At 39.2% G+C, this 24,647-nt stretch carries 18 protein-coding genes, 1 tRNA gene and 1 pseudogene; 10 read left to right on the plus strand and 10 right to left on the minus strand.

Annotation, left to right across the window (positions count from 1 at the left end; translation table 11 throughout):
* Positions 1-34: 34 nt before the first annotated feature.
* From C6N34_RS00805 to C6N34_RS00815, 3 genes are all read right to left on the minus strand, one after another.
* Complete coding sequence (locus tag C6N34_RS00805; RefSeq protein ID WP_236107276.1) at positions 35-877, minus strand: hypothetical protein; 843 nt, start codon at positions 875-877, stop codon at positions 35-37.
* A complete protein-coding gene (locus C6N34_RS00810) occupies positions 855-5,231 on the minus strand; it encodes an AAA domain-containing protein (protein WP_115538989.1) in 4,377 nt (1,458 codons plus the stop codon). The genes C6N34_RS00805 and C6N34_RS00810 overlap by 23 nt, the downstream gene beginning before the upstream one ends.
* Before the next feature lie 214 nt (positions 5,232-5,445).
* Positions 5,446-6,891, minus strand: coding sequence for an S-layer homology domain-containing protein (locus C6N34_RS00815; protein ID WP_057177012.1), 1,446 nt, complete (start codon positions 6,889-6,891; stop codon positions 5,446-5,448).
* 165 nt (positions 6,892-7,056) lie between these two features.
* Here C6N34_RS00815 and C6N34_RS00820 point away from each other — a divergent pair, with 165 nt between their 5' ends.
* Together C6N34_RS00820 and uvrA are read left to right on the plus strand one after the other, a co-directional pair.
* On the plus strand, positions 7,057-7,941 hold the full coding sequence (locus C6N34_RS00820) for an alpha/beta fold hydrolase (RefSeq protein ID WP_115538990.1): 885 nt from the start codon (positions 7,057-7,059) through the stop codon (positions 7,939-7,941).
* A gap of 90 nt (positions 7,942-8,031) precedes the next feature.
* Positions 8,032-10,911: an excinuclease ABC subunit UvrA gene (uvrA, locus tag C6N34_RS00825; protein ID WP_115538991.1), complete on the plus strand. Its 2,880-nt coding sequence runs from the start codon at positions 8,032-8,034 to the stop codon at positions 10,909-10,911.
* A gap of 161 nt (positions 10,912-11,072) precedes the next feature.
* Here uvrA and cas2 read toward each other — a convergent pair whose 3' ends face one another.
* Entirely contained in the window at positions 11,073-11,357 is a 285-nt protein-coding gene (gene cas2, locus C6N34_RS00830; RefSeq protein ID WP_115538992.1) for a CRISPR-associated endonuclease Cas2, read from the minus strand.
* Between the two features lie 221 nt (positions 11,358-11,578).
* Positions 11,579-12,754, minus strand: coding sequence for an RNA-guided endonuclease InsQ/TnpB family protein (locus C6N34_RS00835; RefSeq protein WP_236107278.1), 1,176 nt, complete (start codon positions 12,752-12,754; stop codon positions 11,579-11,581).
* Between the two features lie 62 nt (positions 12,755-12,816).
* Here C6N34_RS00835 and tnpA point away from each other — a divergent pair.
* Positions 12,817-13,237 (plus strand): annotated as a pseudogene (gene tnpA / locus C6N34_RS00840) (IS200/IS605 family transposase).
* Positions 13,238-13,381: 144 nt separating this feature from the next.
* Here tnpA and C6N34_RS00845 read toward each other — a convergent pair.
* A complete protein-coding gene (locus C6N34_RS00845) occupies positions 13,382-15,046 on the minus strand; it encodes a metallophosphoesterase family protein (protein ID WP_115538915.1) in 1,665 nt (554 codons plus the stop codon).
* A gap of 61 nt (positions 15,047-15,107) precedes the next feature.
* Between C6N34_RS00845 and C6N34_RS00850 the strand changes: the two genes are divergently transcribed.
* Positions 15,108-15,941 (plus strand): carbohydrate ABC transporter permease, encoded by an 834-nt coding sequence (locus tag C6N34_RS00850; RefSeq protein ID WP_057177834.1) that lies wholly within the window; start codon positions 15,108-15,110, stop codon positions 15,939-15,941.
* 132 nt (positions 15,942-16,073) lie between these two features.
* Here the strand turns inward: C6N34_RS00850 and C6N34_RS00855 are convergent, their stop codons facing one another.
* Entirely contained in the window at positions 16,074-17,663 is a 1,590-nt protein-coding gene (locus C6N34_RS00855; protein WP_057177812.1) for a glycoside hydrolase family 57 protein, read from the minus strand.
* A 126-nt stretch (positions 17,664-17,789) separates the two neighbouring features.
* On the opposite strand from C6N34_RS00855, the gene C6N34_RS00860 reads away from it, so the two are divergent.
* Entirely contained in the window at positions 17,790-18,548 is a 759-nt protein-coding gene (locus C6N34_RS00860; RefSeq protein ID WP_115538901.1) for a hypothetical protein, read from the plus strand.
* Between the two features lie 76 nt (positions 18,549-18,624).
* Here the strand turns inward: C6N34_RS00860 and murA are convergent, their stop codons facing one another.
* Positions 18,625-19,956, minus strand: a complete 1,332-nt coding sequence (murA, locus tag C6N34_RS00865; RefSeq protein WP_115538900.1) for a UDP-N-acetylglucosamine 1-carboxyvinyltransferase — start codon at positions 19,954-19,956, stop codon at positions 18,625-18,627.
* 121 nt (positions 19,957-20,077) lie between these two features.
* Here murA and C6N34_RS00870 point away from each other — a divergent pair.
* The 5 genes from C6N34_RS00870 (at position 20,078) to C6N34_RS00890 (ending at position 23,901) form a co-directional block, all read left to right on the plus strand.
* A tRNA-Leu gene (locus tag C6N34_RS00870) sits at positions 20,078-20,159 on the plus strand.
* Positions 20,160-20,189: 30 nt separating this feature from the next.
* A complete protein-coding gene (locus C6N34_RS00875) occupies positions 20,190-20,981 on the plus strand; it encodes a TrmH family RNA methyltransferase (protein ID WP_096547706.1) in 792 nt (263 codons plus the stop codon).
* An 18-nt stretch (positions 20,982-20,999) separates the two neighbouring features.
* On the plus strand, positions 21,000-21,566 hold the full coding sequence (locus C6N34_RS00880; protein WP_057177809.1) for a thermonuclease family protein: 567 nt from the start codon (positions 21,000-21,002) through the stop codon (positions 21,564-21,566).
* A gap of 109 nt (positions 21,567-21,675) precedes the next feature.
* Positions 21,676-22,464, plus strand: a complete 789-nt coding sequence (locus C6N34_RS00885; protein WP_006275565.1) for an ABC transporter ATP-binding protein — start codon at positions 21,676-21,678, stop codon at positions 22,462-22,464.
* A 24-nt stretch (positions 22,465-22,488) separates the two neighbouring features.
* Positions 22,489-23,901: an MlaD family protein gene (locus C6N34_RS00890; RefSeq protein ID WP_057177808.1), complete on the plus strand. Its 1,413-nt coding sequence runs from the start codon at positions 22,489-22,491 to the stop codon at positions 23,899-23,901.
* 2 nt (positions 23,902-23,903) lie between these two features.
* Here C6N34_RS00890 and C6N34_RS00895 read toward each other — a convergent pair whose 3' ends face one another.
* Both C6N34_RS00895 and C6N34_RS00900 read right to left on the minus strand, forming a co-directional pair.
* Positions 23,904-24,200: a DUF3288 family protein gene (locus tag C6N34_RS00895; RefSeq protein WP_115538899.1), complete on the minus strand. Its 297-nt coding sequence runs from the start codon at positions 24,198-24,200 to the stop codon at positions 23,904-23,906.
* Between the two features lie 77 nt (positions 24,201-24,277).
* Entirely contained in the window at positions 24,278-24,487 is a 210-nt protein-coding gene (locus C6N34_RS00900; protein WP_057177806.1) for a hypothetical protein, read from the minus strand.
* Positions 24,488-24,647: the final 160 nt, after the last annotated feature.

Raw genomic sequence — 24,647 nt, forward strand, 5'->3', positions numbered from 1 at the left:
GCTCCTTGGCTCTTTTAGATAAATTGTATCAAACTTAACGATTTTTGTCATCTAAGAGAAAATTAATCGTTTCTTGAGGTAAATCACATAATTCTGACAGAGAAATTCTACCTTCATCTAAAAAATAGCCAACCCTAGTGGATGCTGCTGGCAAAATTCGCTTACCACTGCGAATCTGTATCTGAAACTTATGCTCTGTGACGTCAAACACCACAAACAGTGATACTAACTTCCAAATCATTTGAGTTGGTGGTAAGATTTTAAAACCCGTGACTATTTTCCCCGTCTCTGGTAGATGAAATGACAAATGAGAACTTTGGATAATTTCTTGTATATCTGTTAAGGTTAATACAGAAGTGTCCAAACTACCATCTTCCAAGTTGAGCAACAAGGACAAGTCTGGTAAATGCCTGGGCACGTCATGATTAAAAGCTTCCGTCGTCAGAGTAAATTTCCGCTCCAGAATATCTGTATTAGCGTAAATGTGTACATTGTAAGCTGGTTGAGGAACAGTTCCTTTTTCATAGAATAATCTACCTTCTTGAGTAACCGTGATTGGGGTTTGAAATGCCAAAGTTTGTAGAGATTGAAGAACAGAAATTGTACTGTGGACGAATACAGGGTCTAGAGCCAAAATTGCTGCCAACTCATCTGGTGTTGGTGCGGGTTTAAATTCTATTGCTGCACGAATAATAAACTCCTCCAAAACATTAAATGGGCGAGATTCCTTAATGGTTAGCTCTAGGGAATTTTGATACAAACTATAGCGAAATTGACGAGCAGCAAAAACGGACAAATTGGGATTTTTAATTTCAATTTCGCCGACCATGGTTTTCAGATAGGGATCAATATTTTTATTCAAAGAAGTGGGAAACATCAAAGAAACCTCCATGACGACGAACAATATTTGCGACTTGTGAATACATACCACCAACTACACCGAGATTTTTGGTAAATAAATCATGACATCCAACAATTATTAGTAATTCTTGAGCGCGAGAAAAAGCGACATTAACCCGTTCTGGTTTTTTGGCAAAGCCCACATCTCCTCGTTCATTATTTCTTACCATACTCACAATAACCACTGGTCTTTCCATCCCTTGAAACCTATCTACTGTTCCAGTTCTGATATGTAATGAAGGAAAAAGTTCTGGAGTTAGACGCTCTTCAATTTTTCGTAACTGAGCTCCATAAAATGTGATTACGGCTATTTCCTTCTTGGGTTTTCCATTGGCTATCTTTTCCCACCAATTATCTTCAAATTGTTGACAGATTTTTTGGATCACGTCTATTTCCGCCATATTAAAAAAAGATGTGCCTAGCTGTTGTTCTTGAAACTTCTTTTCTTTGGGCATTTTTACCCAAATTAAATGGTCTTTTGGTCGCAGTAGAGTTCCTGCTAAGTTGTGGGCCCGTTTGATATCAGCTTCTAAGATACCACATTCCAATTTCCCATGATAAAACTGATTAATTGCTCCCATAATAGTAGGGTGCATTCGATATTGGGTATTTAGCATTTGCTTAATGCTATCATCTGCTTTTTCAAACTGGAATTTAAATAGAGATTCCTCCACAAATCCAATTTCTTCTCTGGAGTTTTCCATTGTTTGAGCAACTTCCTCAACCGTATCGCTATCAATCATGGGTGGTAGTTGGCGATGGTCTCCCACCATAACTAATTTTTTCGCTTTTAATGCGGGAATAAGTAATTCCGGTGGTGTGCATTTACTCACCTCATCAATAATCACAACATCAAAATATTTGAACTCTTCTGAGAAGTTATAATTTGCAGCTTGCACGCAAGTAATACCAACAACGTTAGCATTATCCAAATAAATTTGTCGTAGATCGTTGCTGTCTCTCTCAGAGGGTTGACGCAGTTTGGCTACCCAATCCTGGATAAATTGTTGATATTTACTTAGATAATTTTGTTGATTTTCTAGTTCCTGATGCCAAATATCAAATCTTGTTTTTATCTGATCTAGAAAATCTAAATTTAATAAATCTGTTTCTGGGTTTTTCGGTTTTAGTTTATCTGGTAGATCTTGTAAATGAATATCCCACCACTTTATTTCTCTGATTAAATCGTGGGGTATATCAGTTCCTAATTTTGTGGACATTTCTTCTAATTGGTCTTTTGCTTTCTCTAGTTTGCGCCATGATATTTCACAGTTTTGGGTGATTTTGATTAATTCTTCTGGCAATCCTTCTTGAATTTTAGCAAACAGGTCTACAGGATTTAGTCCCGACTGCAAATTGTCTAGATTGGTGATGGAATTTTCCCATAGGTTAACCTGCTGGGTAAATTCTGGCTCTCTTTCCCAAATAGTTGCTGGTTTGGCTAGACATTCTTGGGTAATATTTTTTAATTTCGGAGGCAAATTTTTCTGCTTATATAGTTGTTTTAAAATTACCACAACTTGTTCTAGCTGATTTTTGACATTCTCCTTAGATTTATCTACCATAGCTTGAGCTTTGGTAAGTTGTTCCGAATTCACTTTCTGCTGGTCTATAATTTCCCGTGATTCTTCTTTGGGCAAGTTATTTCTTGAATTATTTAAATTATTTATTTGTGCCTCCGTTTCTTTTTTTAGTTTGAGAATGCATTGCCGAGAATTGGTCAGAACCACATCTATTAATTCTTGAGTAATATAATGGGCTGTAGCTTGAGAGCTATTCAATGTGTCTCTACTGTAGGTCTGTTCTAGTTGTACTAACCAGGATTGAGTGCTTTCAACTAGAATTTGCCTTTGTTTGTTACTCAAAAATTGATACTTCTTAAACCGTTGATAGATTCCTTGCCATTTTTGGCGATCGCCTTTTTGCAAAAGCAGGAAGTGTTGACTAAAATGTTGTTGTATAAACTCACTAAAATAATACTGTTTTCCCTTGACATTAGAGCATTTAGCACTAACTTCATAGGACATGGCTTTGATTAGAGCTTGCCATTCTGGTTGTTTTATTTGAGAATTTTTAGGGAGTATTGGCAACTGCAACTGATGGGCAAACATTAATAGTCCTAAAGGTAGATTCAGCATTTCTTCGGTTAGCAATACCTCAGAGGTTTGGCTATTAACCACTAAATCATAAATATGAGCAGAAGCATTCTTTTTCCATTCTTGAATAGCATCAATAATATAGTTAATCTCTCGCTGACGATTCTCCCAGTCTTTGATACTTGTTTGTGCAGTTTTCCCCAAACTGCGATCTTGGGGAGGGAATTGCTTTTGTAATTGTTGTAAAGTTCCAGAATGCTTGTGAAAAACCTTGACCATTTTCACCAGATCGGCCATGGCCATGGTTCCGTCATAAGCATAACTAAATGTGGCTTGGAATCCCTCAATTTCCTGAGCTATATTTTCCTGTAACCATAGAGATAAGCTAAATATATCATCTTCAGGACAACTAATTCCTAACTGCTCCATATAATTTTTAGCTTGGGCCACTTTTTTCTGGAAACTTTTTGATAGATTGCCAGATAGATTATTTTCCACCCCATGGATTCTTATTCGCGATAATGTTTTCCTGATTTCCAAATTATGACTGCTAATATTTTTCGTTCTCTTGGGTTGATTGAGAATATTCTCTAAATCAACTATTAGAGATTCCATATCCTGTTTATCCTGAATTAATTGGCTGTAAACCCTTTCTTCTTCCTCAAAAATACTATCTAGCTTGCTCTTTTCTGCTTTTAATTTTTGCTGTTGATAATTAAACTGCTTTATCGAATTATAATACTCCCTGAACCGTTCATAATTTGTCAGTAATCCTTGAAGAACCTGGATATTTTCCCAACGCTGATAAAGATTATTTTCACAGTCATGGGCGGTATTTTCTAGCCATCTTCCAATTACTTGGTCTTCCAGAAATGGTTGTCCTTCCTCTCCTACCTTTTCTGCTTTTCCTTTTCTCACCGCACGAATAGCTGGACTATGTACTAGCCGACTTAACGCGTTGTCAACTGCCAAATTAGCTTGGGAGGTAATTAAGGTACGACCACCACGCAAAGCTACTTGATAGCAAATTTCCGCTATCACCGTGGTTTTACCAGTTCCGGGAGGACCCTGAATCAGAACTAAATCCTCAGCAGAAAGCACCTTTTCCACGGAAGCTTTTTGTCCAGGATTGGCCGCAGGTAATAATAAATCCTGAGATTGGAGCTTGATGGTTTTTTCAATTGGTCTTGCTTGGGAAGCATCAAACAGAAAATCTCCTAGATAGGGATTTTGAGTACGACCTTGTTTTAACTGCTCTAATGCCTTTTCTTTGCGTTGAATCTGTTTAATATCACCAGCAGCATCAAAAAACAAGTATCCCTTTGTTGGTAATTGATAATTTTCAGTTGCCATATACTCTATCAGATCTTGTTCTAGTCTGATATGAATAATGTTTCTTTCTAAGTCTATCTTTTCAATGGTTCCCAATTGACGACTGGTGCGACGGATTTTTTCTGTAGGTATAACATCCGAAAATTTAATCTCCTGGTTTTTTGCTTGTCTTACCCTTTCCCAAAAATTATCCTCATTTATATAGTTCTCTTCATCTCCATCTAGGGTAGCTGAGTTAATATTAATTTTTAATGCAATTTCTCTTTGCTTTAAATCATAGTAGGAATTCACAAAATTGACACAAAATTGTCTAGCTTTGGCTACTCGCTCTTCTACTTTTAAGAATGCTTTCCACGCCCGCAATTGCTCTTCCGTGGGAACATGATTTCCACATATTGGCATTTTGACTATTTGTGCTAAAGTCTTAGGTGGAATATGTACTGGTTCATAGTGATTAGGAACTAGTTGTAAGTTTAATGGAACAGCATAAGCGTCTTTTTTACCTCTTGCAATTGGTAATAAATAAGTAGAGAGAATTTTTAAACCACCGTTACCATTTTTTTGCAGTGCTGCTCTTAAACCTAAAGTCTTGTCAAGTTCTTTTAATCTTTTTGGTAGTGTAAATTCACTTTCATCTGTAGCTATGATTAAATCTAAAATTTCTTCTTCTGTATCCCTCACATTACCTTGGCGACGAATATAAAACAGGCATTTTTGTTTCCCCACGCATTCAAAAATGAGTTCATTAGCTCGGTCTTTTTTTTCTCTAAAGTTTGAATATGATTTAACTCTTTCTTGCCCTTCAAAACTACGAATTAACCCATCTATTGTGCAATTTAATAGGCTATATCCCCAGATTTGTGACTGATTGATCTGTGACTGATTTTTGACTGAGTTTGTCATGGATGTTCCTGATTCTTAATTTCTCTCACAAGTCACTGTTAGTGATTTCTTGTATGAGATGTTAGTTTTGAGTGTTAGTTTTTTCTAAGGATGATTTTAGGTGATTTTAATTTTCTAAGTCTTCCCCCATAGACAATACTAACATTCCTTAAAGATAATCCAAACAGTATATCATCTTATTCAGGTTTTTATTGAGATTTCCACTCTGGAATTATCATGGTATGTATACAGATGAAAAATCAGGCACATCCCCCTTGCTAACCATTGCTCTATATAACAAAGCGCAAACCTCCGCCCTCGTCACTAGTTTTCTAGTGTTTAATAATCTTATGTTTGGGTAATTTACAATTACACCATTTTGTGTAAGAGCAGCAATCAGCTCCCGGTGTTCACTCCTAATCGTAGAAGCATCTTGGTAAATAGATAATATATCTCTTGTTGAACCGGTGAATTTATAATTCAAGGCTTTTGCTATGGTAGTTAAAACATCTAAACGGGTGAGTTTTTGGTCGGGACGAAACTTTCTGTTTGCACTAGGGGTCAAAATCCCCATCTGATAAGTTTTCTGGATGGCGTTATGGGCCCAGTGGTTCTTGGGAATGTCTCGAAATGCGACTTTCCCCCTGATTGTATCTTTAAAAAAGATTTTTGGCAATAGGGTAGCTAGTTGGGCCCGGGTGATGGGAGCATTAGGACGAAATGTGCCATCAGGATAACCGTCAATGACCTCCATGGCGGCTAATTCCTCAATATAGTCTTTGGCCCAGTAATTTTGCGGAAGATCGGAAAATCGTACCCGAATTCCCTTAGCTACTCCCACCTCTCTATATTTAGTTAATAAGTTATTCAGCTGGTACGCACTTTTATTTAGTTGGGTTAGTTGTACTAGGCTACCTGGGGGAGATAGGATAGCTTTTGCTAGTTGGGAATCATTAATGCTAATAGTTTTACCAACCAGGGCAAATTGCCCCTGGGTAAAGCTCGCAGGATAGGTACTCGGTTGAGCAACTTTGGCAAATCCTGCAGCTTGATAGGGAGTAGGATCGATGTTTTGTGGACTACTGAGGAAGGTAACCTTTTGGTTCCTGATTTCCGTGAAGTAGTCATAGCTCATGGTTGTGTCTGGATCAACGATCCCATCTTCATCACTGTCAACTCCGTAAAAAACTCTGACTAGGGGATTTGGCGGAGAATTCGCTGGTAAAATCAGGTTGACTGTGGTGTGGTTCGGTAAACAAGCAAATTCCGTATAACCAACTAGTTGGTTTTGTGTATTATATAGTCTAATTACAATGCGATCGCCCCATTTAAACCCATTTTCAAATTTAGCTTTCTGCTTAATTTTATATTGATAATCTCCCAAAAATCTTTCTTGGAGATATTTCTCGCCATACTTAGCTTTCAGGGATATACGAGCAATAACTGGAGAAATTGTGCCGTTAGGTTGCCAAATATAGAGGGTAAATCCGGATTTTTTCTCCTGTACTGGTTGAGGTGTGGAAATTTCTATGGGAACCGACTCCTGTGCCAAAAGTTGCCCATGAGTGGCTGCTGTGGCCAATGACTGAATTGCCCAGTTCTCTATTGGCCACAGATTAATTATATTAATTAGGGAGGCAAAAACTAGCCCTTTCAATACCGTTAATTTACTGTTAGTCATTGTTGCTTATTTAACCAAATGATTGATTTTGACACACGGACTATTCTAACATTGTATTTTCGGATATTTTCTTGAATCTGCCATGATATTTTTTCCACAATGCCAGGAGGATAAGAAGAAGATTACTATAAAGAAACAATACTTTAGAAATCTTAACCAATTACCATGATCACCACTGAAAATTTACCAACCATAGAAAAACAAATTTGGACTTGGCGAAACTATAAAATCCAATATACTGTTATGGGTGTGGGTCAACCCCTAGTTCTGGTTCACGGATTCGGAGCTTCTATTGGTCACTGGCGCAAAAACATCCCTATTTTAGCTAAAGCGGGTTATCAGGTTTTTGCCCTGGATTTATTGGGATTTGGAGGTTCTGAAAAAGCAGACATAAAATATAGCATGGAAGTTTGGGTAGAGCTACTAAGGGATTTTTATCACGAACACATCCAATCACCCACTATATTTATTGGTAATTCTATTGGCGCGCTTTTGAGTTTAATGGTTGTCACCCAACACCCGGAAATTGCTAGTGGGGCGGTTTTGATTAATTCCGCTGGAGGTTTAAATCATCGTCCTCGGGAATTAAACCCCATTACTAGGTTTTTTATGGCTACCTTTCGTCAATTAGTCACTAATCCCATTACAGGAACTATTGTTTTTAATCGAGTTCGCACCAAATCCCAAATCCGTCGTACCCTATACCAAGTATATTGCGATCGCAATGCAGTTACTGATGAACTAGTAGATATACTTTATGAACCATCCTGCGATCGCGGTGCTAGGAAAGTTTTTGCTTCCATTGTCACCGCACCTCCAGGACCAGCTCCCATTACCCTACTACCCAAGTTGACACATCCCCTATTAGTTCTGTGGGGTGAAAAGGATCCCTGGATACCCATAACTGGGACAAATATTTATGCAGAAGCGGCTAGTGGTAAGGATATTGAAATTGTACCTATTCCCAATGCTGGTCATTGTCCCCATGATGAAGTTCCAGATCTTGTCAATAGGGTGATTATTGACTGGTTAGGAAAGAAAAATCTTTAAGCTCATTTAGTCCCGCTGCTAAAATGCGGGGCTATAAGGCTATAATACTAAATTCTCTAATTCCCAATTGTTAATGTGAAGTAGTGTCAAATGCCAAATCCATCAGCAAAAAATTTATCAAGCGATAACCTTCCCCACACTCCAAACCAGGAAAATACCATTCGCATTCGCGGTGCTAGACAGCATAATCTGAAAAATATTGATCTAGACCTACCTCGTGACCAACTAATTGTATTTACTGGTGTCTCTGGATCTGGAAAATCTTCCTTAGCTTTTGATACCATCTTTGCAGAAGGTCAAAGACGTTATGTAGAATCACTAAGTGCCTATGCTCGTCAATTTCTAGGTCAATTAGACAAACCCGATGTAGAATCCATTGAAGGACTAAGCCCTGCTATTTCTATTGATCAAAAATCTACCTCTCATAACCCTCGCTCCACCGTGGGAACAGTTACAGAAATCTATGATTACCTGCGATTGCTTTATGGACGTGCTGGTGAACCCCATTGTCCCCATTGCGATCGCTCTATTTCTCCCCAGACCATTGACCAAATGTGCGATCGCATTTTATCACTTCCTGACCGTACTCGATTTCAAATTTTGGCACCTGTGCTAAGGGGAAAGAAGGGAACCCATCGGAAACTGCTTTCCAGTTTGGCAGCCCAGGGGTTTGTTAGGGCGCGGATCAATGGAGAGATTTTTGAACTTTCAGAGGGTATAGAATTAGATAAAAATATTAGTCACAATATAGAACTGGTAATAGACAGATTAGTTAAAAAAGAAGGTATTCAGGAGCGTCTAGTAGATTCTCTCACCACATGTTTGAAACAGTCCGAGGGAATAGCCATAATTGAAATGATAAAAAACCCTGTAGATGAGGTAGATAAAAATATTTCCCCAGAGGAATTACCATCAGAGATTATCTTTTCAGAGAACTTTGCCTGTCCAGAACATGGGGGGGTAATGGAAGAATTATCCCCCAGATTATTTTCCTTTAACTCTCCCTATGGTGCTTGTTCCCACTGTCATGGAATTGGCACCCTAAAAAGATTTTCTCCTGAGTTATTGATACCCGATCATAAAGCACCAATATATGGAGCCATAGCACCTTGGTCAGATAAGGAAAACTCCTATTATTTAGAATTATTGTACGCCTTGGGAGTGCAACATGGATTTCAATTACAAACCCAGTGGAGGGATCTAAGCAAAGAGCAGCAAGAAATAGTTTTATATGGGGAGAAGCTAGAAAACACAACGGGAGGGAGAAAACAAAATTTTAGGGGAGTAATTCCCATGTTACAAAGACAATACGAGGGAGGAACGGAACTAATCAAGCAGAGACTAGAAGAATATTTAATCGATCAACCTTGTGAAGTTTGTGACGGAAAAAGACTAAAACCGGAAGCTTTAGCTGTGAAATTAGGTCAATATGGAATTTGGGATTTAACCAGCGTATCAATTAGGGAATTTCAGGAACGAATAGAAAACTTAAAATTAACTGCTCGGCAAATACAAATTGGCGATTTAGTCATTAAAGAAATTAAACAGAGATTGCAATTTTTACTAGATGTAGGTTTAGATTATTTGACCTTAGATCGTCCCGCCATGACCTTATCAGGTGGAGAAGCACAACGAATTAGACTAGCGACCCAAATTGGTTCCGGTTTAACAGGAGTACTTTATGTGTTAGATGAACCAAGCATTGGACTTCACCAAAGAGATAATGATAGACTGTTGAAAACCTTGATCAAACTGCGAGACTTAGGAAATACCCTAATTGTTGTGGAACACGATGAAGAAACTATTAGAGCAGCAGATCACATAATTGACATTGGTCCGGGTGCAGGTATTCATGGAGGAAATATTATTGCCCAAGGAACAATTGAAGATGTATTAAAGGCAGAAAATTCCCTAACAGGATCCTATTTATCCAAAAAAATAGTAATTGATACACCCACAACTAGAAGAGGGGGAAATGGCAAAACTCTGAACATTAAAAATGCCCACCGCAATAACTTAAAAAACCTAGATGTGGAAATTCCCCTGGGAAAATTAGTTGCTGTAACTGGAGTTTCTGGTTCAGGAAAATCAACTTTAATTAATGAATTGCTCTATCCCGCGCTACAACATCATTTATTAAAAAGAGTACCCTTTCCTCCAGAACTCAGTGGAATAGGAGGATTAAACTGTGTGGATAAGGTCATTGTCATAGATCAGTCACCCATTGGGAGAACACCCAGATCTAACCCAGCTACTTACACAGGAGTATTTGACCTGATTAGAGAAGTGTTTTCTCAAACTATCGAGGCTAAAACTAGGGGATATAAACCTGGACAATTTTCCTTTAACGTCAAGGGAGGTAGGTGTGAAGCTTGCAATGGACAGGGAGTAAATGTTATAGAAATGAATTTTTTACCGGATGTTTATGTTCAATGTGAAGTATGTAAAGGAGCTAGATATAATCGAGAGACCTTACAAGTTAAATATAAAGATAAATCCATCTCTGATGTTTTAAAAATGACCGTTGAGGAAGCACTAGCATTTTGTGAAAACCTCCCCAAAGCAGTCAGCAAATTACAAACATTGGTGGATGTTGGTTTGGGATACATACAGTTGGGACAACCCGCTACCACCCTATCAGGAGGAGAAGCACAACGGGTCAAATTAGCTACGGAGTTATCTCGACGTGCTACGGGTAAAACATTGTATTTAATAGATGAACCCACCACCGGACTATCTTTTTATGATGTTCACAAGTTATTAGATGTGATTCAGAGATTAGTGGATAAGGGAAATTCTATCTTAGTGATTGAACACAACCTGGATGTGATTCGTTGTGCGGATTGGGTTATAGATTTGGGCCCAGAAGGAGGTGATAAAGGGGGAGAGATCATCGGTGTGGGAACTCCAGAACAACTTGCTCAAAATCCCCGCTCCCATACGGGAAGATATTTACAACGGATGTTATAAGTATACCACTTCTCTCAATATACAAGGTTGGGTTGAGGAATGAAACCCAACTTACAAAGTTGGGCGATCGCACTGAAATATTATTAAAAGCAATCTGTGCTGGAGCATGATAAGTATCTCTAATTAAATCCTGAATATTCTTAATTATCCCTGCTCAAACTTTAAATCACAAAAACATCTAGATTACGTGGTGGATCGCAACCAATTCTCTCAATGTTATACTGACAACATCTTCCTAACTTGTAGAGTAGGATATTATCTTCCTTAGGTTTAATCAATTTATCTAGTCTTTGTCGTAACTTTTGATACTGAGTTAAGGTTAATCGACATTCAAACAAAGAATACTGTTTCCATTCTCCATAAGATTTGAGGCATTTATGAATTTTGTTGCGTCTTTTATCTTCGGAAATGTCATAGCTAATGATATAAAAACTTTCGTCGATCATCCTACCTCACTTTTAAGGGTAAATATTTTTCTATTTCTTGATTTAAGTGATTAGTCTTGCTTATTTAGTATTTGAACCTCACATTGATATCTATTTGAGTTTGATTGCAGTAGCACAAGATACCTCGTTTAAAAGGAAAAAGTTTCAATCTCCTATGGAGATAAGTGTGACATACTCCACACACTCCCTTACAGGTGAGTGTGGGCTTCTCAACGACTCTTCTATGAAGACATTGATTGAGCTTTGAGGGCGTGTGTCCCACGCGCCTTTATATTTATAGCCGCATTTAGATCCCGGCACAAGCTGACCTTGCAACTAGGGCAATTGTGCGTTCTTTCTGATAGCGGCTTTTTGACTTTGTGTCCACAGTTAGAACATTCTTGGCTCGTACCGTTTGGATTTACAGCTATCACTTTCAAGCCAGCATTCTCGGCTTTGTTTGAAAGTATGGTGATGAACTGTCCCCAACCAGCATCGTTAATACTTTTAGCCAATCTTGTTTTAGCAAGTCCTTTTATATTTAATTTTTCAACAGCTACTACGTCATACTTTTTGAGTAGATTATTAGCTGTTTTGAATTGGAAATCTTTTCTAGTATCAACAACTTTCTTGTGTAGAATACCCAGTTTTTTAATCGCTTTTTTACGGCGATTAGAACCTCTCTTCCGACGAGAGACACGACGTTGCGCAGATTTTAACTTGCGTTCAGCTTGGCGTAGAAACTTAGGTGCGGCAATTCTTTCACCGTCTGAGGTGACAATAAAATCAATCAATCCGACATCAATACCAACAATATTATTAGCATTAAAATCAGGCTTAATTGTGGGAACTGTTTTGTCGTCAAGACTTAGAGTTACATAATACCCGTCTGCTTTTTTAGTGACAGATACAGTTTTAATTTGAAACCCGTCGGGAACTTGACGATGAACAATTACTTTAACATCGCCTATTTTTGATAGCGTAATCTTGTTATTGACAAAGTGATGTTGTTTGAATTGAGGAAAAGTAAATGTTTTATATTGTCCCGTACTTTTAAATCTAGGTCTACCAGACTTTTTGCTGTTGCTATCACCTTTTAACCATCGGTCAAAAGCTAACTCAACTTTCTTTGCGACTTCCTGTAGCACCTGAGAATGAATCTCTTTGTACCAAGGACGGTCTTTTTTAAGTTGAGTTAATGATGCTTTTTGGTTGTAATAATTAGGTTGCTCTTTGAGTTCTGGTAAATGACAAACGAATATGGAACATCTATTAATAGGGGAACGATTTTGTTCATACCAATCAAACCGTTGAGCCAGCAAATAATTGTATTGATAGCGCAGCATTTCTAGCGTTTTATCAATCTTTTCTGCTTGCTCTTTTGTCGGTTTAATTTTGTATTGATAGGATATCCGCACCTGATTATCGCCTTTTTCTGGTGTCGCACTGTTACTATTCTAGTATACACTAATTATGAGAAATATGGCAAGAAGCTTATGAAAAATGTTTTGTTTCAAAGGGAAGGTCAGTCAGTGACTTAAAAGTACATCTAGTTTTAACGACAAAATATAGGCGCAAAGCCTTTACTGGAGATACGTTACAGCGATTACATATCATCCTAGAGGAACTATTAGTTAAATGGGATTGCAAGCTTGTGGAGTTTAATGGAGGATCATATCCACTGCTTATTCCAATATCATCCGGACTTAGAATTAAGCAAACTGATAAATAATCTTAAATCAGTTTCTTCTAGGAAATTACGCCAAGAATTTTCAGAACATCTAGCAAAAATTTACTGGAAAGATGTTTTTTGGAACGGGTCTTATTTTGTTGCTAGTTGTGGTGGAGTAACTATCTCAACGTTACGAAAATATATTGAAAATCAAAATTCACCGAATTAAATATAAAATGAACGTAGGTTAGGTTGAAGTATGAAACCCAACGCCCGCATGGGTTGAGGAACGAAACCCATCCCTAGGTCCAAGTTTTTTTCAATGTAGGATAATCTCAGCTCCTGGTAACTGATTAAGATTCATGATTGCCGATTACAAACTAAACTCATCGAATTTAATAACTGGAGAATTGGGATTTGTTGTATCGAAGCGATAACTGCTAACAGTACCGGTTTCAGTGTCAAAAATAGTAAAAACTGTGAACTGATTGCTTGCAATATAAGGTAAGGGTTGACCATCTTCCCCTAGGAGTGGAGAAATAGTAGGTGTGATTGGTGGTAAACCATTGGGATTACCACTTGCTATGTAGTCTTGTGGAAAATCCTCTTGATATTGCTGGGGGATGTCTCGCTCTCTTTTTCCCCAAGCAGCACCGTAGGAATTACCCACATTAGAAGTTTCTAAAAAGTTGATTCCTCCTTGATTGAGAAACCGATTCCACAGGTGGGAGTGTCCATAAAAGACTAGTTGAACTTTGGCCTGCTCTAGTAAGGGTATCAAGTCACGAATTATATAATCGGTGTTCTTTGGATATTGATAGGTTACAGACTGAATATTCCCTAATTCATCTTTTTCAATAATCTGTAAGGGATTAGTATAAGGTGGGACAATATTATCACCTAGGGTATGTGCTGGATGGTGAAACATTACCACTTTATATTTTGCTTGTTCAAATTCAGGACTGTTTAATTCTTCCTCGAGCCAAATATATTGGTCACTTCCTGGAACAATTGGTTCATAAATTATTTGGCCATATCCCCAATTTTCAGGGGAGGAAAGTTGCTGGTTTGATTCCTTATATCTACCTTTGATAGGGGACTCTAATTTGGGATTTCGCCACGCGTTCGTCACATATAAGACTATTAATCTCACATCCCCAAAACTGAGGGCGTAATAGGTTTTTCCCCCGGTTTTACTCTCGGGTAAACTAAAAATTTCCTCGTAGGTAATAGTATTAAAACTATAGTCTTTTAAATATTCTTTTCCACAAACTTCATTATAGCATTCCTGAGCAATTTCCCGGGGAATGGTATCATTAAATTCCTGGTTTAAACTAATATTTCCCGTATATCTTCCCATAATCTCATGATTACCAACACAGGGGAACAAGGGAGCATTCTGAATAATCTTACCACCGGTATAGGTAAGTTTTTCCCCGTTATATTCCATAGTATATTGGGCACGACCTTGTAAACCTGGAAAAAAAGCATTACCGCGAAGATCATCAAACCATTCTGAAGCGCGGTCTGGCACATTGACTAAGTCTCCAGCAAACCACACCGCGTCAACTACACCGACCGTTTCCACCACTTTCTGTAAATTGGCCGCTGTCATTGGTTTTAATTGGTGATCGGAGGTGAGAAGAATTTTCAGGGGTTTACCTGGTTGGGGAATAGGTGTAAGGGTAAAAACCTCACTGTTTATTTTCACCCCATCTTCTGTTATGCTTGTTACATAGTAGGGAATCCGTAAATTGGGGGTTAGATCCGTAATTTCTGCTTCCTGTCGCCAAATATCTCGTTGAACTGGTTTTTGGTAAACTTGTCCTTTTTTTCTTTGCTCTTTTACCCTGGAGTCCTGATCTTCTCTGACGCGAGTCAGTTTTGTGGTTTGAGCAATGGTGGTTTTTTCCAGATGATGACCATGAGTAACTAAATGCTGCTCACCCGCAAATTCTGTAAACCAAACCACCCGCACCGAATTGACCATTGGTAGTTGTAGAAATGGATCTGTTAACAGTTGAGGTTTTGATGTCATTTGGGAAAACTGTGCGGTCATGGTTATACTATCTTACCATTGTATCATATCACCACAACCTATGAACACCCGAAAATCTCCCATCCAAATTTTTGGTGTATACGCCCTATTACTGGCGATCGCTCTTTTGACTCTTTTTCCCTTACTATGGCTAATTAGTACTGCTTTAAAATCACCTACGGAGAATCTTTTAGAGACTCCGCCAAAACTCTTACCCCTTCAACCCACCTTAGATAACTTCGTCCGGGTTTGGGAGTCCTTACCGTTTGGACAATATCTATACAATAGTTTTTTAGTAGCCATATTAACAGTAGTTTTGAACCTATTGTTTTGTTCCCTAGCAGCTTATCCCCTAGCTAGACTTTCATTTCTGGGGAGAAATACCATTTTTATTGCCATTGTTTCCACAATTATGATTCCCTTTCAGATTGTGATGATTCCCCTGTATATCATCACCGTTCAATTGGGTTTAACCAACAGTTATTTAGGAATGATTTTTCCCAGTTTAGCCTCTGCTTTCGGTATATTTCTGTTGAGACAAGCTTTTATGGGAGTGCCAAAAGAAATAGAAGAAGCTGCTCGTATAGATGGTAGTTCCGAATTGGGATTATGGTGGTTCATCATGCTACCAGCTATCAAACCAGCATTAATCACCTTGGCAATTTTTGTGTTTATTGGAGCTTGGAGTGACTTTCTGTGGCCATTAATTGTTATCCAGGATGAAAGCCTATATACCTTACCACTAGGGGTAGCTAAATTAGCAGGTACATTTTCCTTAGATTGGCGATTGGTAGCTGCTGGGTCAATTATTTCCGTTGCTCCTGTTTTACTCTTATTCTTATTTTTACAGAAGTTTATTGTGCCTACAGATACAGGCAGTGGCATCAAAGGTTAGAAGCCCTTGTTCATTTGTTCATTATAGCTGTAGCCATTTAAAAGGGGGGTGGAAGCGAGTTGAGTAGCTACCCATTAACCCTTCATATAGCATTATGGCTAAAGCTATAATTAAAATATACCCAACAGCAAACTAAACAGGTCTATAAACTCGATAATTAATGCTAGGGAAAATATTATCCATTAACTCAACCTTCTCTAGCCAACCGCTATCAACCTTGCCAATTTTAACATCTTCGTAAATTTTGTTAAACCGCATCAAATGAGACCTTGTTCTTCTTACCGCGTATGGAACCATTGTTCCTGTACGCATAATAAATGCCCAGTCAGAAGATTGTGCCAACAACAATTCCCGTGCTGCTTGATTCAATGCTTTCCACTGTAGTTCATCCGCTGGTTCAAGGCGAGAAAGTTCGATCATTCTTTCAGCAGCTTTATGTAAGTGAGCATAAATCCAGGCATTAGTATCATTTAACCAGTATTCATGGAAACCCTTGTAACCCCAACTAGATTGGGAGGGACGACAAACTTGCTGATAGGGATTATCTCGTAAGTAATCTGCCAAATGGGTCATTTGATATGTCCCCTGGTCATACCAGGACTTACGAAATAGATAATCAATAAACCAAGGACCTTCATACCACCAATGACCAAACAACTCCGCATCATAGGGGGAAATAATAATTGGGGGTCTACCCATAATACCATGTAGATGTTCGGTCTGCTTCTCCCGATTATACATGAAGTTAGCAGCATGTTCTGCGGCCTTTTCCTTAGCCCAGTAAGGATCATACAAGGCTTTGTCGGAAAGACCTAAGCCACGTCCGGTGATTTTATGATACTTAATCCCTATGTTTTTCCGCTGACCATTGGGCATAATATAGGGTTTGATGTATTCATATTCCGCTTCCCAACCGAGATCTTTGTAAAATTCCCGATATTCAGCAGCACCAGGATAACCCACTTCCGAAGACCATACCTGTTGTGAAGATTCTTGATCACGACCAAAAGCTGCTACTCCTGTTTCTGTAAAAATAGGAGCATAAGTTCCAAAGCGAGGACGGGGACGAGCATATAAAATACCATGACCATCGGTCAAAAAATATCTTAGTCCAGCATCCGCCAGCATTCGCTCTAAACCTTCATAATAGGCACATTCGGGTAACCAAATTCCCTTGGGTGGTTGACCAAAAGTTTCTGTGTAATGCTCACAGGCTACCTGAATTTGCGCCCATACGGCTTGGGGATACATTTTCATTAAGGGTAAATACCCATGGGTAGCTCCACAGGTAATGATTTCTAAGTTATTGCTTTGTTGGTATTCCTGGAAAGCTGTAACTAAATCACCATTGTATTTTTCCCAGACGTGGCGTGCTTCATTGAATTCAGTAGCATAGTGTTCAGCTAAATAATGCAAATGTCCATGCTGAAGATAGCGTTCTGATTCTAACTCTATTAATTCTTCCAGCTTACTTAGGTGTTGTTCATAGCGTTCTTGCAATAAGGGATCACGGAGCATGGATACCAATGGTGGTGTCATACTCATAGTGATTTTGAAGTCGATGCCATCCCGCTTCAATCCTTCAAATACTTTGAGCAAAGGAATGTATGTTTCTGTAATGGCCTCATATAGCCATTCCTCTTCCAGCACATAGTCACTTTCTGGGTGACGAACGAAGGGTAAATGTGCATGGAGTACAAGTGCGACGTAGCCTATAGCCATAATGGTTTTGGGGTTAGAAACTGAGGTTAAATTAGAGATCTGGTTAAATTGGAGATCCGGGGTTGGGTAGAAATTAACAATATTTTAAGATAATTATGTTTACTATTGTCACATTTACGGAAGTTCATGAATATTAAAATCAGAAAAAGGAAAATGCTTTTCCTCATTGCCATGGGGCTAGCAGTTGCCATTTTTACCATAGGTGTAGTTATTGCCCAAACCAGGATGCAGACCCAGTCTACGGGTAGTACCACTACTAGTGTTGAGTCTGTAGGGCAAAATACTGCACCAGAAACTCCCAGCACCAACTTAAATCCCCAACCTCAGTCCACAGATACTAAAGAACCAGTCAAGGAAAATACCTTGCCAGAAACTCCCAAAACCAAGCCTAACTCCCAAGCGCAGTTAAGTATCAATGGTATTGGACCAGTAAGGGTAGGAATGAATATTCCTGAAGCTGCTGCTGCTGCTCAGGGAACCCGCCTATATGTTTCCTATGCTGGTAATGATAGTTGTTATTATCTTGAAGCAGAAGGGCGACTCAAAGGTATATCCTTTATGGTCACTAAAGATGAGGAAAAAGGTCGTCAGCAAAACATCACCAGTGATGCCATTGCTAGGATAGATATAAACAGTCCAAAAATCACTACGGTTTCAGGTGCCAAAATTGGGGACACAGAAGAAAAAATCAAATCCCTTTACCCTCCTGAACAAATTGAAGTTAAAACCCACGAATATAATCCCAAGGGACATTATTTGATTTTTGTTCCTAAAGAACAGACAGACAACAAGTATCGCGTGGTTTTTGAAACCGATGGTAAGCAGGTTACTAGCTTTAGGTCGGGTAAGCTACCAGAGGTGGGATATGTGGAGGGATGTAGTTAAAGCTTAGGAAAAATTAGGACTTGCTGTTATCACAATAAGTCCTATTTAAAACTACATACCCGCGATTACTTATGTTTTATGTACGGATTATTTTTGCCCCAACTTGCTGTAATTTAGTATCTAATCTATCATAGCCACGATCTAAATGTTTTAGTCCTTGAATAATCGTTTCTCCTTGTGCTGCAAGACCGGCTAACACTAGTGCTGCGGATGCTCTTAGGTCTGTACCGATAACTGGTGCCCCTGATAATATTGGTACACCCCGAACAAATGCCGTATTACTCTTAACGCGAATTTCCGCTCCTAACCGGTTTAACTCAGAAGCATGACTCAACCGGTTTTCAAAAACCGATTCGTTAATAATACTATCACCATCAGCTATGCTTAATAGTGCCATGAATTGCGCTTGCATATCTGTAGGAAACCCTGGATGGGGTAAAGTATCAATGTTGGTAGCTTTGAGTTTTTGTGCAGGTTTTACCCGCAAGCAGTCTGTACCTTCTTGGAGGATGGACACACCAATATCTTTCAACTTAGCAATTACAGGGATTAAATGGTCTGATTTAACTGGAGATAGCAGCAATTCGGAGTGAGTAATCGCAGCAGCAATTAAAAATGTACCTGCTTCAATGCGATCAGGAATAATACTATATTCGGTAGAGTGCAGTTTATCAACACCGACGATGGTAATTGTACCTGTGCCCGCACCTTGAATTTTTGCCCCCATAGAATTACAGAAGTTAGCCAAATCTACTACTTCTGGCTCTCGGGCAGCATTTTCAATGATGGTTTCTCCATCAGCTAGAGTAGCAGCCATCATCAAGGTTTCTGTGGCACCAACACTGGGAGTATCTAAATAAATTCGCGCACCTTGTAATCTACCATTGTTACCAGTAACCTGGGCATGACAAATTCCATGTTCAATCTCCATATCTGCTCCCATGGCTTGTAGTCCGCGAACATGTAGATCAACGGGTCTGGCACCAATAGCGCAACCTCCTGGTAAAGGCATTTGTGCTACACCTAATCGAGCTAAAATTGGACCAATGGCAAAAAAGCTTGCCCGCAACTGGGTTACCAGTTCATAGGGTGCTTTAGATGTGGTAATATCTCTAGCATTAATATTCAGTGTATCCTTATGCCTTTCCACGGATAAACCTAAAGCAGTTAAAACTTGCCCCATACTTTCTACGTCCGCTAACAAAGGGACATTACTAATCCGACAATCTCCAGAGCAAAGCAAAGCTCCAGCCATGATTACCAGGGCTGAATTTTTGGCCCCGCTAATTCTTACATTCCCTTCCAGGGAATATCCACCACAAATTTTTAAGACTGAGGAGTCTACTTGGGTATCTGACAGGGTGCTAGGAGAATTAATAAGTCTACCTCCTTTAAGATTTACGGTCATAGGTGTTCGCGTTCAGTTTTAGATTCTACAGCAAAGTTTACTAGTTCTCTTGACAATCCCCAAGATTTACGTCATCATATTAAGTCAGCAGTGAAATGCGGTAAAATACTAAATGTAATGTGCGGAACTGGCGGAATTGGCAGACGCGCTAGATTCAGGTTCTAGTGCCGTAAGGCTTCCGGGTTCAAGTCCCGGGTTCCGCATTCGGGCAATTATTAGTCCTTTGGAGTGTTGTGCTGACCAGTTTACAAAATCCTCTAGTTAAGCAGATCCGTAAGTTACACTCCCCTAAGGAGAGACATAAACAACAGTTGTTTGTGTTGGAGGGAACCCATTTAATTACAGAGGCTTGTAGTGTAAATTACCCGTTGGAAACGGTTTGTTGCACTATGGATTGGCAAAATTCCCATTCGGAATTGTGGCAAAATGTTTGTAATGCTTGTCATCGTACAGAAATAGTCAGCCAAGAGGTTTTAGCAGCTATGGCCACCACGGTCCAACCGGATGGTGTGGTGGCCATGGTCAAACGTTGTGAGGATCACCCCATTCCCATGACGGGGTTGGCTCTAGCTCTGGAAACTATTCAGGATCCAGGCAATTTGGGAACTATTATCCGTACTGCTGCTGCTGTGGATGCTTCCGGTTTATGGTTAAGTAATGATAGTGTGGATTTAGACCATCCTAAGGTTTTGCGGGCTTCTGCTGGCCAGTGGTTTCGCTTAAAAAAGCAGGTGAGTCACAACCTAAAGGACACTGTACAAGATTGTCAACGAGGAGGTATGCAAGTGGTTGCTACCCTACCAACCGCTGAGTTAACCTATTGGCAAGTGGATTGGTCTTTACCCAGTCTTATTTTACTGGGCAATGAAGGTGCTGGTTTATCAGATGAATTGGCAACAATGGCAAATATACAAGTTAAAATACCTCTTAGCCCTCAAGTTGAATCCTTAAATGTGGCTATATCTGCCTCTTTAATATTATATGAGGCGCAGCGACAAAAAACTTGTGGAAAAAATACAAATTAGTATTTGACAAGAAAGAGAATGAGTCAGTTCTTGATTAGGACTTTTACTAGTCTCAGTATGTTGGTAGGGTTTATGGTAATATCAGGTTGTAACATGTCCTTATTTGAGAATACAAATATTAAAGACGTTGTAGAGAAAGTAAGTGATGGAGACACATTGATATTAAGAGATGGTAGTGGAGAAAAACACAAAGTACGACTGGGTTGTATAGATGCACCAGAGATACCCCATTCCCATAAGCAAAAGAGGAGTAAAAAAAGGCGGGATATGAATCAGTTTAATTGGGGGGTAAGGGCAAAAAATCGTCTGGCACAATTGATTAAAAATTCAGGGCGTAGGGTGAAAATAAATGTTGTTGACCAGGACGAATATGGTAGAAAAGTTATAGAATTGCGGTTGAGAGATGATACTTTAGTGCAAGAAGTTTTATTGACAGAAGGCTTGGCAAAAGTCCATCCGGAATACATGAAACTATGTAGTAGTAAAGATATTATGTTACAGGCACAAACCCAGGCCCAAAGACAAAAAATAGGAATTTGGGGTGATGATGAATTTATTAATCCCTGGGAATATCGCAAACTATAGGGTGGGTGGTGGTTTTTAAAAACCACAGTTAGGATATATAATTTAGAGTTAATTTACGATGACTAACAACCAATTGCCCAAGTACGAATCCTTAGTGAGATCATCCGGTATGTCAGACCAACCCTTGATTGAACTGAGAGGTGTTTCTAAATCATTTGGAAGAACCAGGGTTTTAGACAGTGTGGATTTACAAATTTACAGAGGAGAAGCACTCGGAATTATTGGACCATCAGGAACGGGAAAATCAACCATCCTAAGAATTATAGCAGGCCTACTAGAACCTGATGCAGGAGAAATTTATATTCAAGGAAAAAAACGCAATGGTTTAATTGAAGATAATAAAGACCCCATTGGCATTGGCATGGTATTTCAACAGGCGGCCCTGTTTGATTCCTTAAATGTAGATGAAAATGTGGGGTTCCTATTATATCAAAAATCAAAACTGGCCTCCAATCGCATTCGCAACCTAGTCAACGAAAAATTAGAAATGGTGGGGTTATCAGCTGAAATTGCTAATCTTTACCCTTCGGAACTTTCTGGTGGGATGCGAAAAAGGGTAAGTTTTGCCCGTGCTATCATGTCCAATCCCGACTATCCCCGTGATACTCCGGAAGTTCTACTATATGATGAACCTACTGCTGGGCTTGATCCAATCGCTTCTACCGTTATAGAAGATTTAATCCGTAACTTGCAACATACTCAAGGCGTTTGTAGTACCTACTGCATTGTTACCCACCAGGATAGCACAATCAGACGCACAGCGGATAAGTTAATATTTCTTTACCAAGGCAAGGTACAATGGCAAGGTAAAATAAGTGAAATAGATTACACTGATAATCAGTTAATCAGACAATTTATGAGTGGTAGTATCCAGGGACCAATTCAGGTGATTGGCTAATAACCAGTATGAAAGGGGGATTGAATGAGTGGATTCAAGACTACAAGGACTTTTAGGGAAGGTGCAGTAGGATTAATATTCCTAATTGGTTTGGGAGCATTTGGTGTTATTTTTTTATGGCTAAATCGAGTGACTCCAGGACGTAGTTCCTATCAGGTAATAGTGGAATTTGCTGATGCTGGAGGTATGCAAAAAGGCGATCCTGTCCGCTATCGCGGGGTGAAAGTGGGTAGTATTGCCAGGATGACTACTAAACCAAATGCGGTGGAAGTCGAGCTGGAAATCAATGACCCTAATTTGCTAATACCCGCCGATTCCAGAATAGAAGCTAATCAAAGTGGTTTAATCAGTGAAAGTATTGTTGATATTACTCCCCTAGGTGATGTTACCTTAGATCCTAACACTGCTAAACCCCTGGATAAGGATTGTAATCCCGGTTTGATAATCTGTCATCAGTCCGGTAAGTTAAGGGGTCAAATTGGCACTAGTGTTGACAGACTAATTAGACAGTCGTCGGATTTTGCTGATAGATATGGAAATCAGCAGTTTTACGATAATATTAATCGTTTGTTAATTACTTCCACAGATGCAGCGGCTAGTATAGCTAAGCTAAGTCGAGAATTACAAATTGCCAGCAGAAGTTTTCAGGGAGAAGTGGGAAAATTTTCTGATACTGCTGTGACTATTCAACGTGCAACTAATGAACTCACTGCTACTACTAAACAAACAGCAGCACAGATAAATACAACCGCTGGTGATTTCAGTACAGCAGCAAAGCAAGCGGGTAAACTAATTAATAATCTCGATGATTTATTGACTACAAATCGTTCAGCATTAGTCAGTACTTTGAATAATATTAACGAAACAAGCAATCAATTGAGGCAAACAGTTAATGCGCTGTCACCAGCCGTAACCAGATTAACCCAAGGAGATATACTCAAAAACCTGGAGATTCTCTCAGCTAATGCAGCAGAGGCTTCGATTAGTTTAAAAGATGCTAGTAAGACTTTAGCAGATCCTAAAAACATAGTTTTATTACAGCAGACACTGGATGCGGCAAGAGTCACCTTTGAAAATACTCAAAAAATCACATCTGATTTAGATGAGTTAACGGGAGATCCTAAATTCCGGCAAAATTTGTTGCAACTGGTGAATGGGTTGAATAAGTTGCTATCTTCCACGGGGGATATGCAGGAACAAACAAAAGTGGCCTTGACTTTAGACTCGATTAAACTATCAATCAATCAGGGTCAGTCTAAGTCAGAAACAACCTCCGATTTAGGATTTAGCAATCATGGAGTAAAAGCAGAAAAGTTGGAAAAACAAGAAAATCGAGTGGTTCCTTCCGTTCCTGCAACTCCCAATCCGGTGACAGAAATTACCCCTGTACCCGAGTTATTACCAGAGCCAGTTTTGCCATCCTCCCAGGAACCATAGGTCTAATTCCAATCTTCTTCCTCTCTTTTAGCACGACTTTTGTAAATCCCGCCTACATGGTGAATGGCTCGTGTTTTGACAAAGAGTTCTTCCGCAGTCAAACCCCAGAGTTGCAAAATGCGGTCTAAATCATTCTGTAGGTCCCGAGCTCCTGGAAAACCCTGATATCTGATTTTTAGTCGAGCCAGTTCCGCTAAATTATAATCTGTTTTCTCCTCAGATAGTAGACTATTAATAGTCAGGCGATCGCTGTGATAGCGGGGGTGATTTTGTTCCTTGGAGGGAGAAGCATCTGTCATAAATATTACCTAAATTTACGGATTTAAGGGGCAGAAGTAATTGACACACCCCTGGTCTATTGAGGATTGTTATATTATTATAACAAATACAAAGCATACCATACCAGACCTATAATATAGGGATGGGAGTTAATGACGGCTACCACATCCAGGTTAATACGGCTCTCACCACTGCCAAATATGGTTAAATAAGGATATTCTGGATGTAATTCCAGTGTCTTTAAGACTATTGCCCAATTTCGGATCAAAGTGGTACTATTAAACCAACTAAACCAACGAACAACCATCTGCGATTCATCCTAAGTAGGGAGAAATGCCAGCAGAAGCTAGGTTCTTTTGGTTGAGTACAAATTCCTTGATAACCTTATTCCTTCAACATCCAAGGATGAGCAATATCAAGTCTAGGAACCGAGATTGGTCTACGAGGAGTTTACCCACTTATGCTAA

Source organism: Cylindrospermopsis raciborskii Cr2010 (genome assembly GCF_003367075.2).
In the GTDB taxonomy this organism is placed as follows: Bacteria; Cyanobacteriota; Cyanobacteriia; order Cyanobacteriales; family Nostocaceae; genus Raphidiopsis; species Raphidiopsis raciborskii.

Bases quoted from the DNA above. Each gene is read 5' to 3' on its own strand.
- C6N34_RS00805 (WP_236107276.1), bottom strand. From the start codon at position 877: ATGTTTCCCACTTCTTTGAATAAAAATATTGATCCCTATCTGAAAACC.
- C6N34_RS00810 (WP_115538989.1), bottom strand. From the start codon at position 5,231: ATGACAAACTCAGTCAAAAATCAGTCACAGATCAATCAGTCACAAATC.
- C6N34_RS00815 (WP_057177012.1), bottom strand. From the start codon at position 6,891: ATGACTAACAGTAAATTAACGGTATTGAAAGGGCTAGTTTTTGCCTCC.
- C6N34_RS00820 (WP_115538990.1), top strand. From the start codon at position 7,057: ATGATCACCACTGAAAATTTACCAACCATAGAAAAACAAATTTGGACT.
- uvrA (WP_115538991.1), top strand. From the start codon at position 8,032: ATGCCAAATCCATCAGCAAAAAATTTATCAAGCGATAACCTTCCCCAC.
- cas2 (WP_115538992.1), bottom strand. From the start codon at position 11,357: ATGATCGACGAAAGTTTTTATATCATTAGCTATGACATTTCCGAAGAT.
- C6N34_RS00845 (WP_115538915.1), bottom strand. From the start codon at position 15,046: ATGACATCAAAACCTCAACTGTTAACAGATCCATTTCTACAACTACCA.
- C6N34_RS00850 (WP_057177834.1), top strand. From the start codon at position 15,108: ATGAACACCCGAAAATCTCCCATCCAAATTTTTGGTGTATACGCCCTA.
- C6N34_RS00855 (WP_057177812.1), bottom strand. From the start codon at position 17,663: ATGGCTATAGGCTACGTCGCACTTGTACTCCATGCACATTTACCCTTC.
- C6N34_RS00860 (WP_115538901.1), top strand. From the start codon at position 17,790: ATGAATATTAAAATCAGAAAAAGGAAAATGCTTTTCCTCATTGCCATG.
- murA (WP_115538900.1), bottom strand. From the start codon at position 19,956: ATGACCGTAAATCTTAAAGGAGGTAGACTTATTAATTCTCCTAGCACC.
- C6N34_RS00880 (WP_057177809.1), top strand. From the start codon at position 21,000: ATGAGTCAGTTCTTGATTAGGACTTTTACTAGTCTCAGTATGTTGGTA.
- C6N34_RS00885 (WP_006275565.1), top strand. From the start codon at position 21,676: ATGTCAGACCAACCCTTGATTGAACTGAGAGGTGTTTCTAAATCATTT.
- C6N34_RS00890 (WP_057177808.1), top strand. From the start codon at position 22,489: ATGAGTGGATTCAAGACTACAAGGACTTTTAGGGAAGGTGCAGTAGGA.
- C6N34_RS00895 (WP_115538899.1), bottom strand. From the start codon at position 24,200: ATGACAGATGCTTCTCCCTCCAAGGAACAAAATCACCCCCGCTATCAC.
- C6N34_RS00900 (WP_057177806.1), bottom strand. From the start codon at position 24,487: ATGGTTGTTCGTTGGTTTAGTTGGTTTAATAGTACCACTTTGATCCGA.